The organism is Streptomyces sp. HUAS 31 (genome assembly GCF_028198125.1).
GTDB lineage: Bacteria > Actinomycetota > Actinomycetes > Streptomycetales > Streptomycetaceae > Streptomyces > Streptomyces chartreusis.
On record NZ_CP116353.1, the window covers coordinates 4,911,849 to 4,924,272 of the forward strand.

Annotated in this window: 10 protein-coding genes; 6 read left to right on the top strand and 4 right to left on the bottom strand. The window is 71.1% G+C overall.

Annotated elements, in window-relative coordinates; all coding sequences use genetic code 11:
- Positions 1–100: 100 nt before the first annotated feature.
- Entirely contained in the window at positions 101–1,081 is a 981-nt protein-coding gene (locus PGH47_RS21790; protein ID WP_271664819.1) for an NAD(P)H-quinone oxidoreductase, read from the top strand.
- A gap of 238 nt (positions 1,082–1,319) precedes the next feature.
- On the opposite strand, the gene PGH47_RS21795 is transcribed toward PGH47_RS21790, so the two are convergent.
- Positions 1,320–2,219, bottom strand: coding sequence for a hypothetical protein (locus PGH47_RS21795; protein WP_271664820.1), 900 nt, complete (start codon positions 2,217–2,219; stop codon positions 1,320–1,322).
- 200 nt (positions 2,220–2,419) lie between these two features.
- On the opposite strand from PGH47_RS21795, the gene PGH47_RS21800 reads away from it, so the two are divergent.
- Complete coding sequence (locus tag PGH47_RS21800) at positions 2,420–2,962, top strand: bacterial proteasome activator family protein (RefSeq protein ID WP_030961390.1); 543 nt, start codon at positions 2,420–2,422, stop codon at positions 2,960–2,962.
- 91 nt (positions 2,963–3,053) lie between these two features.
- Here the strand turns inward: PGH47_RS21800 and PGH47_RS21805 are convergent, their stop codons facing one another.
- Together PGH47_RS21805 and PGH47_RS21810 are read right to left on the bottom strand one after the other, a co-directional pair.
- On the bottom strand, positions 3,054–3,494 hold the full coding sequence (locus tag PGH47_RS21805) for a hypothetical protein (RefSeq protein WP_271664821.1): 441 nt from the start codon (positions 3,492–3,494) through the stop codon (positions 3,054–3,056).
- Positions 3,495–3,608: 114 nt separating this feature from the next.
- The gene (locus PGH47_RS21810) at positions 3,609–5,246 is read right to left on the bottom strand and encodes a protein kinase domain-containing protein (protein WP_271664822.1); all 1,638 of its coding nucleotides are present in this window, start codon (positions 5,244–5,246) and stop codon (positions 3,609–3,611) included.
- A gap of 350 nt (positions 5,247–5,596) precedes the next feature.
- Between PGH47_RS21810 and PGH47_RS21815 the strand changes: the two genes are divergently transcribed.
- Positions 5,597–7,144: a protein kinase domain-containing protein gene (locus PGH47_RS21815; RefSeq protein WP_271664823.1), complete on the top strand. Its 1,548-nt coding sequence runs from the start codon at positions 5,597–5,599 to the stop codon at positions 7,142–7,144.
- A gap of 106 nt (positions 7,145–7,250) precedes the next feature.
- Here the strand turns inward: PGH47_RS21815 and PGH47_RS21820 are convergent, their stop codons facing one another.
- Complete coding sequence (locus PGH47_RS21820) at positions 7,251–8,246, bottom strand: phosphotransferase (RefSeq protein ID WP_271664824.1); 996 nt, start codon at positions 8,244–8,246, stop codon at positions 7,251–7,253.
- A 539-nt stretch (positions 8,247–8,785) separates the two neighbouring features.
- Here PGH47_RS21820 and pdhA point away from each other — a divergent pair.
- From pdhA to PGH47_RS21835, 3 genes are read left to right on the top strand one after another with little or no spacing between them, the layout of a single operon-like run.
- Positions 8,786–9,964 carry a pyruvate dehydrogenase (acetyl-transferring) E1 component subunit alpha gene (gene pdhA, locus PGH47_RS21825; RefSeq protein ID WP_271664825.1) on the top strand — a complete coding sequence of 393 codons (1,179 nt, stop codon included), beginning with the start codon at positions 8,786–8,788 and terminating at the stop codon, positions 9,962–9,964.
- A gap of 1 nt (position 9,965) precedes the next feature.
- Entirely contained in the window at positions 9,966–10,943 is a 978-nt protein-coding gene (locus PGH47_RS21830; RefSeq protein ID WP_271664826.1) for an alpha-ketoacid dehydrogenase subunit beta, read from the top strand.
- A 10-nt stretch (positions 10,944–10,953) separates the two neighbouring features.
- Positions 10,954–12,363 (top strand): dihydrolipoamide acetyltransferase family protein, encoded by a 1,410-nt coding sequence (locus tag PGH47_RS21835; protein ID WP_271664827.1) that lies wholly within the window; start codon positions 10,954–10,956, stop codon positions 12,361–12,363.
- Positions 12,364–12,424: the final 61 nt, after the last annotated feature.

Below are 12,424 nucleotides of genomic sequence, written 5' to 3' on the forward strand. Positions count from 1 at the left end.
TGGCGCACCGGGATTTTCGAAGGACCCGTCGAAGGACCGAGCGATACGGGGACAAGGTCCTAGGGACTGCGGCGGGGGAGCGAGGAGTAGCGTCCGTCCCATGCATGCGATCACGATTCCCGAACCTGGTGGGCCCGAGGCGTTGGTGTGGGACGAGGTCCCCGATCCGGTGGCCGGTGAGGGCGAGGTGCTGGTCGAAGTGGTGGCCGGGGCCGTCAACCGCGCCGACATCCTGCAACGGCAGGGCTTCTACAACCCGCCGCCCGGCACCTCCCCCTACCCCGGCCTGGAGTGCTCCGGCCGGATCGCCGAGGTCGGCCCCGGCGTCTCCGGCTGGGCGGTCGGCGACGAGGTGTGCGCGTTGCTGGCGGGCGGCGGTTACGCCGAGAAGGTCGCCGTGCCGGCCGGTCAGCTGCTGCCCCTGCCCAAGGGCGTGAGTCTCACGCAGGCCGCCGCGCTGCCCGAGGTGGTCTGCACGGTGTGGTCCAACGTCTTCATGGTCGCCCACCTGCGCCCCGGCGAGACGCTGCTCGTGCACGGCGGCTCCAGCGGCATCGGCACCATGGCGATCCAGCTCGCCAAGGCCGTCGGCGCGAAGGTCGCCGTCACGGCGGGCAGCGGGGAGAAGCTGGACCGGTGCGCCGAGCTGGGCGCGGACATCCTGATCAACTACCGGGAGCAGGACTTCGTCGAGGAGGTCAAGAACGCCACCGACGGGGCCGGGGCCGACGTCATCCTCGACAACATGGGCGCCAAGTACCTCGACCGCAACGTCCAGACCCTCGCCGTCAACGGTCGGCTGGCGATCATCGGCATGCAGGGCGGCATCAAGGGCGAGCTCAACATCGGGGCGCTGCTGGGCAAGCGTGGCGCGATCAGCGCGACCTCGCTGCGGGCCCGTCCGCTAGCCGAGAAGGCGGCGATCGTCGCGGCCGTACGCGAACACGTCTGGCCCCTTCTGGACGCCGGCCACGTACGCCCGGTCGTCGACCGCGAGCTGCCGATGAGCGAGGCGGCGGAGGCCCACCGCGTGGTGGAGGAGAGCGGCCACGTGGGGAAGGTGCTGCTGGTCGCGCCGTAGGGTGGCCGCCCCGACGACCCCGGTGGTTGTTGGCGTGGTGGGGCGGCTGCACCGGCGGCCCGGGCGGCTGTTCGCATGGTGGGGCGGCTGCGCCGATGGTCTCCGGTGGTTGTTGGCGTGGAGGGGCGGCTGCGCCGATGGTCTCCGGTGGGGTGTTGGCGTGGAGGGGCGGCCGCGCCGACGACCCCGTCGGCCGGTCCCGCCGTAGGGCGGCCGCACTGGTCGGCGGCGACAACCGCTAACCGCGTCGCAGTCGCAGGCCCACGAAGGCGAGGCCCAGGCCCAGGCCGATGAGGACGAGGCCGGCGCCGAGGGGCAGTACTTCGAGTACGGGCTCGGCGGGGCCGGCGGCGTGCGGGGCGGGGGGTCGTGCGTGACGGGTCGGCGTGGCGGAGGGCGCGGTGTCCTGGGCGGGGGCGTCGGCGGTGTCCGAGCTCTCCGGCTCGGTGCCGTCGCCGTCCTCCGCCTCACGCTCCGCGTCCGGTGTCCGGGAACCGTCGCGTTCATCGCCCCTCTTGTCTCCGTCCCGCTTGTCCCGCGCCGCCTCCTGCTCCTCCAGCGGCCCCTTCTCCCGACCGGGCCGCTGCCGCCCCTCTCCCGCCCGGCTGCCGGCCCGGGACGGCTTGTCGGAGGGGTCGGGTGAGGACGCGGCGGGCCCGTGGGCGGTGGGCGTGGAGGATTCCCGGGGCTGCTTCCGGGGCTTCTCGGACCGCCCCTCGGACTCCTCCGACGCCTGTGTCCCCTCGGGGGTCTCCTCCGACGTCCCGCTGGGTGACGGGGCGGTCGCCGACGGCTTCTCGTCCTGCGGCGGAGGAACGGCCGACGGCTCGGCCCCGCTCCCGCCCGCGGATCCCGGCGACGCCCCGGCGGCTGCCGGGGGCGAACCCGCCGGCCACGAGGGTGCCCCGGACGACCCGGACAACACGCTCGGCCAGGACAGGACCGCGGAGCCGGACGACGAGCCGGTCGGGACCGCGCCGTGCGGCTCGTCGAGCCCGTACGACACCCCGGCCCCCGGCAGCCCGACGGCCAGCCCCGCCACCAGCACGGTCAGCGTCCCCGCGGGCCACGACAGGGCGCGCGACCGACTCGACGCCGCTCGCGTACGCCCCCGCACCGCCCCCAGCCATGAAGTCATGGAACAACCCTCACAGCACCTGCCGAACCCGGCATTCCGGACTCCGCCACCCGACTCAATCCGGCGCACGGCCGACGCTGGTGTGACCCGCCTCACCGTGCCGCCGGGCTTTTACGAAAACCGTGGGGACGTAAACGGTGGATCACCCCACACCGGGGGCACCACGATGATGAGCTGTACGGGTGCGAGAGAATGGCGGCATGGAGATGCCGAGGAACGAACGGTCGCCCGAGAACCCCCAGATCCTGGTCGTTGGCCAGGACGGGATGGCGCTCACCGGCGGCAACGGAGACGAGGACTCCCGCGAGATCCCGGTGACGGAGCAGGTCGAACAGCCGGCGAAGGTCATGCGGATCGGCAGCATGATCAAGCAGCTGCTCGAAGAGGTCCGCGTGGCCCCCCTCGACGAGGCGAGCCGGGTCCGGCTGAAGGAGATCCACGCCAGTTCGGTGAAGGAACTGGAGGACGGCCTGGCCCCGGAGCTCGTGGAGGAGCTGGAGCGGCTCTCCCTGCCCTTCACGGACGAAGGGACGCCGTCCGACGCGGAACTGCGCATCGCGCAGGCCCAGTTGGTGGGCTGGCTGGAGGGCCTCTTCCACGGAATCCAGACCACGCTCTTCGCCCAGCAGATGGCCGCGCGCGCCCAGCTGGAGCAGATGCGCCGCGCCCTGCCGCCGGGAGTCGGCGGCCACGAGGACGGCGAACAGCACCCGGGCGGCCGCTCGGGCGGTCCCTACCTGTAACCACTCGCCCACGAACGGCAAAGGGCCCGGCAGCACAGGCTGCCGGGCCCTTGCTTGTCGTTCAGGGCGGCGCGTGACAGTCCCGCAGGCGTCAGAAGTAGGGGTTGAGCTTCCCGCCGGAGTAGCAGTTGGTGGTGAGCCCGCCCTCGTTCACCTCGGTGCTGCCGTCGTAGAGCTGAACCTCGACGCCGGCGTGCTTGATGCCGCGGCTGTCCTCCGCGGAGGTGTTCCACGTCTCGGAGGAGCCGCTCCCGCCGGTGACGTGGTGCCAGGACCAGTGCTTGACGGTGCTGCCCGTGTACGTCACCAGGCGGACGGCGGGGTGGTACCCGTCGGCCTTGGTGTCCTTCACGGAGATCTTGAGCGGATCGATCTTGGTCTTGCTGACCCAGGTCCAGGTGGCGGACCCGGTACCCCCGGTGACGGAGCAGGAGGCGCTTGCGCCCGCCGCCGCGGCCGGACCTGCCGCGAGCGGGATGAGAACTGCCGCCACTGCGCCCGCGGTCAGGAGTCCTGCCTTACTTGTGCGCATATATGTCTCCAAGATCACTTAGATTGACATGGGCACACTAGGTGGCGTGGTTCGTGAGGCGCAACGAATTTTGATTTGAGGCTGTTGACACGATGCCCCGGTACACGAAGGACGTCATTCCGGGTTGCCGGTCGAGACCTCGATCGTGATCGTCGGCGGGTTGTCCGGATCGAAGTCCTCACCCGCTGCGGGCGATTGCTGCATGACGGTGCCCTGGCCGAACGTGTTCTCGTCCACGTCCTTCTTGGTGTACTTCCAGTCCGCGGCCCTGAGGCACGCCTCGACCGACTGCCAGTACTTGAACTTGAAGGCCGGTACCCGCGCCTTGTCGGGGTCCAGATACGACTCCGAGGGTTCCGTGCAGTCGGACGTCTCCACCGTCTTCGTGCTGTCGCCCTCGCGGTACCCCGCCTTCTTCGTCGCCGAGGACGTGGCGGTCGCGTCGCCGCCCCCGCCGCCGTCGTCCTCATTGCCGCCGCCGTTCAGCGCGAGTGCGGCGATCAGGCCGACCACCGCGACGATGGACACGACGATCGAGCCGATGATGACGGGGCGGTTGTTCTTGCCGCCGCCCGAAGTGGGCTGCGTCTGGGGCGAGATGGTGTACGGCGGCGGCGTCGCGAGGCCGGGCTGGGAGTACGCCGAGGGCGCGGGCGTCTGGAAGCCCGGCTGCTGCTGCGGGTAGCCGTACGCCGGCGAGGGCGCCGACGGCGGCGGTGTGCCGTACGGATTCGGCGGCGGGGTCGGCTGGTACGGCGTCTGGACGGGGCCCCCGGGCGGTGGCGTCTGGCCGACCGGCGGGAACACCGAGGCGCCGACGCCCTGACCGCTCTGCGTGTTCGCGCCCGGCACGATGCTCGGCGGCGCAGCCTGGAAGGACGCCGCCACGCGCAGGCACTCGTCGCGCATGGCCTCGGCGCTCGGGAAGCGCTCGTTCGGGTTCTTCTTCAGCGCGCGGGCGACCAGCGCGTCCACGGCCGGCGGCAGCGCGCGGTTGATGGAGGACGGAGCGACGGGCTCCTCCTGCACATGCGCGTACGCGATGGCCAGCGGCGAGTCCGCGTCGAACGGCAGCCGCCCGGTGACGAGTTGGAACAGCATGATGCCGACGGAGTACAGGTCGGAGCGGGCGTCCACGGCGCGGCCGAGGGCCTGCTCCGGCGAGAGGTACTGCGGGGTGCCGACCACCATGCCGGTCTGCGTCATCGACGTCACACCGGACTGCATGGCGCGCGCGATGCCGAAGTCCATCACCTTGACCACGCCACGCTTGTTCAGCATCACGTTGCCCGGCTTGATGTCCCGGTGGACCAGCCCCATCTCGTGGCTGATCTCCAGGGCGGCCAGCACATCGGCGGTGATCTTCAGCGCCTTGTCGGCGGGCACGGCGCCCAACTGCCGTACGTCCTCGTCGAAGACCGAGCTGAGCGGGCGGCCCTCGATGTACTCCATGACGATGTAAGGGGTCGTCATGCCGTCGACGGTGTCCTCGCCCGTGTCGAAGACCGAGACGATATTGGTGTGCGTGAGCTTGGCCACTGCCTGGGCCTCACGGCGGAAGCGCTCGCGGAACGCCTGCTCGCGGCCGAGCTCGGTGTGCAGGGTCTTGACCGCGACCTGCCGGTCGAGCACGGAGTCGTAGGCGAGATGCACGGCGGCCATGCCGCCCTGGCCGAGCAGGTCGCGCAGCTGATACCGGCCGCCGGCCAGCGCCCGCCCCGCGCCCGCGCCCTGTGCGCCGTCCTGGCTCATGTTCTGCGTCCCCCGTGCCCCTTGGGCGCCTGCGACCCCGTGGACCGGGTGGTCCCGAGTGATCCAATGTGCTATTCCCGGCCAAGTCTGCCCCACGGCACTGACAGGTCAAGCGCGGTGCCCGTTCCGTGACCGTACGCGAAGGGAGCGTCGCGGAAGCGTTACAGGGGCCGTACGGTCGGTGCACAGAATTTGCACGAGGAGACGGGGTACCGGTTTCATGGCCCGTCCGCCTTCGTCCGGCCCGGGCCACCGTCTCGGACCGGCGGCTTGCGCGGAGGCTGTAGCGTGGCCGACGGAGACCGTAACAACACCGCGCGCACCGCGGGCAGAAACGACGGCGAGGACTGATGGAGCAGCAGCAGCGCGCTCAGGGCCCGTCCGACCCCGAGGCGGCTGGCGGCGGTATGTCAGACGCGCCGGAAATGTGGGGTAATGGCGGACTTGTCGGGGACGGCCGTTATCGGCTGACCCACAGACTCGGCCGGGGCGGCATGGCAGAGGTGTTCGCGGCCGAGGACGTGCGTCTCGGGCGCACCGTGGCGGTCAAACTGCTGCGTTCCGACCTCGCCGAGGACCCGGTGTCCAAGGCCCGCTTCACGCGCGAGGCCCAGTCGGTGGCCGGCCTCAACCACCACGCGATCGTCGCCGTGTACGACTCCGGTGAAGATGTCGTGGGCTCGCACAGCGTGCCGTACATCGTGATGGAGATCGTCGAGGGCCGCACGATCCGCGACCTCCTCCTCAACGCGGAGGCACCCGGCCCCGAGCAGGCGCTGATCATCGTCTCCGGTGTTCTGGAGGCCCTCGCCTATTCGCACCAGCACGGCATCGTGCACCGCGACATCAAGCCCGCCAACGTCATCATCACCAACAACGGCGCCGTGAAGGTCATGGACTTCGGCATCGCGCGTGCCCTGCACGGCGCGCAGTCGACGATGACCCAGACCGGCATGGTCATGGGCACCCCGCAGTACCTCTCCCCGGAGCAGGCGCTCGGCAAGGCGGTCGACCACCGCTCCGACCTGTACGCGACCGGCTGCCTCCTCTACGAACTGCTCGCGCTGCGGCCCCCGTTCACCGGCGAGACCCCGCTGTCGGTGGTCTACCAGCACGTCCAGGACATCCCGACCCCGCCGTCCGAGGTCTCCGACGCGACGCCGCCGGAGCTCGACGGCCTGGTCATGCGCTCGCTCGCCAAGGAGCCGGACGACCGGTTCCAGACGGCCGAGGAGATGCGCGGCCTCGTCCAGTACGGCCTTCAGATGCTGTACGACCAGGGCGGCCACACCGGCACCTGGAACACCGGCCCGGTGGCCATGCACGAGGGCCGGCACACCCCGGCGTCGGGCTTCGCGAACACGACCGTCATGGGGCACCCGGGCGACCCGGCCTCCGGTACGACGCAGATCCCGCAGCCGATCCTGCCGGGCGGCTACGGCGGCGGTGACGACGGCGGCTTCGAGGGGCACGGCAACCGGGGCAGCGGCCGCGGCAAGTTGTGGATCCTCGCCGTCCTCGCGGTGATCGCCATCGCGGCCGGGGTCGCGCTGGCGCTGAACAACGGCACCGGCGGCGGAGGCGGCGACACCAAGGAGACGCCGACCACGTCGCAGACCACCGACGAGAACAAGGCGACCGACGAGCCGACGGACGAGCCGACCGACGAGCCGACGGAAGAGGTCACCGACGACGGCTCCGGCACGGGCTCCGACCCGGACTACACGCCGACCGAGGAGCCGACGCAGGAGCCGACGGAGGAGCCCACCCAGGAGCCGACGGAGGACCCGACCACGTCCGAGCCCACGGAGGAGCCCACCGAGGAGCCCACCGAGGAGCCGACGGAGGAGCCCACCGAGGAGCCGACGCTGCCGACCACCCCGCCGGCCACGGGCTGACCGTCCGGCCGACGGCGGATCGGCACCGAACCTTGACGCGCGCGTGGGGCCCGGAAACGGGCTCCACGCGCGCGTGCCGTTTCAGGGCACCAGGGATGCGCCCCGCTCAGCCCGTGAAGGCGTCCCGGACCGCGTCGTACTCCCGCGTCCACCACACCGCCAGCGCCGAGACCGCCGGGAACTGCGCGTCCGCGCGGGTGTCGCCGCGCTCGTAGTGCCAGCGCAGCATCCAGAAGTCGTTCAGCCGCTCCCACCACACACGGTGCACGGCCGCCGCGAGCTCCTCGGCACCGGCGCCTGCTGTACGCCGGTACGCGCGCGTGTACGCCGCCACCTTCGCGAGGTCGAGCACTCCGGTGGGCCGTACGAAGAAGATCGCGGCGGCGCGGACGGCCTCCTCCGCGCGGGGCTGCACGCCGAGCCGGTCCCAGTCGACGATCGCGGCCGGCGCGTCGCCCCGGTAGAGCAGGTTGAAGGGGTGGAAGTCGCCGTGCACCCAGCCGGCCGAGGTCCCGTGCGGGGGACGCCGCCAGGCGTGCCGCTGAAGGAGTTCGCGGCGTTCCAGCAGACGGTGGCGGGCGAGTTCGTCGAAGGAGCCGGCGGGGCGCCGGCGGCGGACCCGGGCGAGCAGGTCGTCGATGAGGGCGAAGGTGTCGGCGGGATCGGCGCTCTCCGCCCGCGCCCGCCCCGCGACCGGCATCACGCGCTCCAGTCCCGCGTGCACCGCGCCCAGCAGGGCCCCCAGCCGTTCGCACTGCCCGCGTGTGAGCTGACCGCCGTGGCGGTGCCGCCCGTCGATCCAGGGGTGCAGGGCGAATGCCTGGCCGCCCACGACGGCGACCGTACGTCCGTCGCGGTCGGCCAGCGGCGGGGCCACCGGGACGCCGAGGTCGGCCAGGTGCCGGGTGGCCCGGTGCTGGCGGGCGATGGCGGCCGGGTCGGCGGTCTCGGGGTCGTGGTGGTGCTTGAGGAAGTAGCGGCCGCGGGTCGTGCGCAGCCGGTATCCGCGGTTCAGCAGGCCATGGTCGACGGGATCGCAGGCCAGCGGGTAACCGGCGGAGTACTGGCGGAGAAGGGCGCCCAGAGGGGGCGCGTGAGGCACTAGCGGTGGTACACAGGAGCGCGGCACGCGCCGATGCTAGGGCAACGGCTGATCCCGTGAGCTGGGCGTTGTCGCAGCCAGTCAATGCCAGTCGCCGTCAGTCACTTCCGATCGCCGGACCGATCAGCGGCGCTCTCGCAATTCTTGATCGCTTTTTACCGAGTCGGATTACCGGACATTTCCTTCTTCGCCCATGAGGGCGATGTCACACCACTGTGGTGATCCGTCCCTCGGCGACTCTTCCCGTGACCTGGCTCACCGATATAACGTGCCGTTGTTCCGGCCCCCTGCAAGGCTGTGACCAGGAGTTGTTCCCGACTTTGGCGATTTACTTGGAAATCCAAGCAAAATCGCAGGTCAGGAGGGGTTTCACAGAAATGTGGAGCACTGGGTAACGTGCTTTGTGCAGGGCGCTCGCCGGGGCACCTGTCACGCCTGTCCCCCAACGAGCCGCACCCACCCTGTGCGTCTGTAGGGCTTCAGGTGAGCCGCACTGGCACCCGGCGAACCCGGGTAGCCGGACCGACGGAGGAGCACACGTGACCGTGGAGAGCACTGCCGCGCGAAAGCCGCGACGCAGCGCCGGTACCAAGAGCACGGCCGGCAAGACCACAACCGCAAGGAAAACGACGAGTACGGACCCCGAACTCGTTCAGTTGCTGACGCCGGAAGGCAAGCGCGTCAAGAACGCCGAGTACGACAAGTACGTCGCCGGCATCACCCCCGACGAGCTCCGCGGCCTCTACCGCGACATGGTGCTCACCCGACGCTTCGACGCCGAGGCCACCTCCCTGCAGCGCCAGGGCGAGCTGGGCCTGTGGGCGTCGCTGCTCGGCCAGGAGGCCGCCCAGATCGGCTCCGGCCGGGCCACCCGCGAGGACGACTACGTCTTCCCGACCTACCGCGAGCACGGCGTCGCCTGGTGCCGCGGGGTCGACCCGACCAACCTGCTCGGCATGTTCCGCGGCGTGAACAACGGCGGCTGGGACCCGAACAGCAACAACTTCCAGCTGTACACGATCGTCATCGGCTCCCAGACGCTGCACGCCACCGGCTACGCGATGGGCATCGCCAAGGACGGCGCGGACAGCGCGGTCATCGCCTACTTCGGCGACGGCGCCTCGAGCCAGGGCGACGTGGCCGAGTCCTTCACCTTCTCCGCGGTCTACAACGCGCCCGTGGTGTTCTTCTGCCAGAACAACCAGTGGGCGATCTCCGAGCCGACCGAGAAGCAGACCCGCGTGCCCCTCTACCAGCGGGCACAGGGTTACGGCTTCCCGGGCGTCCGCGTCGACGGCAACGACGTCCTGGCGTGCCTGGCCGTGACGAAGTGGGCGCTGGAGCGCGCCCGCGCCGGCGAGGGACCCACCCTGGTCGAGGCGTACACCTACCGCATGGGCGCCCACACCACCTCCGACGACCCGACGAAGTACCGCGCCGACGAGGAGCGCGAGGCCTGGGAGGCGAAGGACCCGATCCTGCGCGTCCGCCGGTACCTGGAGGCTTCAAACCACGCGGACGAGGGATTCTTCGCGGAACTGGAGACCGAGAGCGAGGCGTTGGGCAAACGAGTGCGCGAGGCGGTCCGTGCCATGCCTGACCCGGACCGATTCGCCATCTTCGAGAACGTGTACGCGGACGGGCATGCGCTCGTCGACGAGGAACGCGCCCAGTTCGCCGCCTACCAGGCGTCGTTCGCGGACGTAGAGGGGGCCTGACATGGCGGAGAAGATGGCTCTGGCCAAGGCGATCAACGAGTCGCTGCGCCGCGCCCTGGACTCGGACCCCAAGGTCCTCATCATGGGCGAGGACGTCGGCAAGCTCGGCGGCGTCTTCCGTGTGACGGACGGCCTCCAGAAGGACTTCGGCGAGAGCCGCGTCATCGACACCCCGCTCGCCGAGTCGGGCATCGTGGGCACGGCGATCGGCCTCGCGCTGCGCGGCTACCGCCCCGTGGTGGAGATCCAGTTCGACGGCTTCGTCTTCCCGGCCTACGACCAGATCGTCACGCAGCTCGCGAAGATGCACGCGCGCTCGCTGGGCAAGGTCAAGCTGCCGGTCGTCGTCCGCATCCCCTACGGCGGCGGCATCGGCGCGGTCGAGCACCACAGCGAGTCCCCCGAGGCGCTCTTCGCGCATGTGGCGGGCCTGAAGATCGTGTCGCCGTCCAACGCATCGGACGCCTACTGGATGATGCAGCAGGCCATCCAGAGCGACGACCCGGTGATCTTCTTCGAGCCCAAGCGGCGCTACTGGGACAAGGGCGAGCTCAACACCGAGGCCATCCCGGGCCCGCTGCACAAGGCGCGCGTAGTCCGCGAGGGCACCGACCTCACCCTGGCCGCGTACGGCCCGATGGTGAAGCTGTGCCAGGAGGTCGCCGCGGCGGCCGCCGAGGAGGGCCGCAGCCTGGAGGTCCTGGACCTGCGCTCGGTCTCCCCGCTGGACTTCGACTCCATCCAGGCGTCCGTGGAGAAGACCCGCCGTCTGGTCGTGGTCCACGAGGCCCCGGTGTTCTTCGGTTCGGGCGCGGAGATCGCCGCCCGGATCACGGAGCGCTGCTTCTACCATCTGGAGGCCCCGGTGCTGCGGGTGGGCGGTTACCACGCCCCGTATCCGCCGGCGCGTCTGGAGGAGGAGTACCTGCCGGGCCTGGACCGGGTGCTCGACGCCGTCGACCGTGCCCTGGCGTACTGAGGAGAGGGTCGTGACGACGATGACTGAAGCGTCCGTGCGCGAGTTCAAGATGCCCGACGTGGGCGAGGGACTCACCGAGGCGGAGATCCTCAAGTGGTACGTCCAGCCGGGCGACACGGTCACCGACGGCCAGGTGGTGTGCGAGGTCGAGACGGCCAAGGCGGCCGTGGAACTGCCCATCCCGTACGACGGGGTGGTCCGTGAGCTGCGCTTCCCCGAGGGCACGACGGTGGACGTCGGTACGGCGATCATCGCCGTGGACGTCGCGGGTGGGGCGGCGCCCGCCGCCGCGCCCGCCGATGTGCCGGAGGCCCCGGCGCAGGCCGCGGAGGAGGAGGCCGAACCGCAGGGCCGCCAGCCGGTGCTGGTCGGCTACGGCGTTGCCCAGACCTCGACGAAGCGCCGCCCCCGCAAGGGCGCGGACGTCCCGCGTCAGGAGCCCGCGGCGCAGGCCCTGCAGTCCGAGCTGAACGGCCACGGGCCCGCTGCCGTCGCGGAGGTGGCCGCGACCCGGCCGCTGGCCAAGCCCCCCGTGCGCAAGCTGGCGAAGGACCTGGGCGTCGACCTGGCGACGGTGACGCCCACCGGCCCGGACGGCATCATCACCCGCGAGGACGTCCACGCGGCGGTGGCCGCCGAGCCGGTGCCGCAGGCCGCCCCCGCGGCCCCGGCCGCCGCGCCCGCGGCCGCTCCGGCGGCGCCGGTCACCTTCGACACGGCGCGCGAGACCCGGATCCCGGTCAAGGGCGTCCGCAAGGCGACCGCGGCGGCGATGGTCGGCTCGGCGTTCACGGCCCCGCACGTCACGGAGTTCGTGACGGTGGACGTGACGCGCACGATGAAGCTGGTCGAGGAGCTCAAGACGGACAAGGAGTTCGCGGGCCTGCGCGTGAACCCCCTGCTGCTGATCTCCAAGGCCCTGCTGGTCGCGATCAAGCGCAACCCGGACGTCAACGCGTCCTGGGACGAGGCGAGCCAGGAGATCGTGCAGAAGCACTACGTCAACCTGGGCATCGCGGCGGCGACCCCCCGCGGCCTGATCGTCCCGAACATCAAGGACGCCCACGCCCGGACGCTCCCGCAGCTGGCGGAGGCGCTCGGCGAGCTGGTCGCCACGGCGAGGGAGGGCAGGACGACCCCCGCCGCCATGCAGTGCGGCACCGTCACCATCACCAACGTCGGCGTCTTCGGCGTCGACACCGGTACGCCGATCCTGAACCCCGGCGAGTCCGCGATCCTCGCGGTCGGAGCCATCAAGCTCCAGCCGTGGGTCCACAAGGGCAAGGTCAAGCCCCGTCAGGTCACCACCCTGGCGCTGAGCTTCGACCACCGTCTGGTCGACGGCGAGCTGGGCTCCAAGGTGCTGGCCGACGTGGCGGCGATCCTGGAGCAGCCGAAGCGGCTGATCACCTGGGCGTGAGCCACATCGAGTGACGAAAGGGGCGGCCACCGTCGGGTGGCCGCCCCTTTGCGTGTGACGA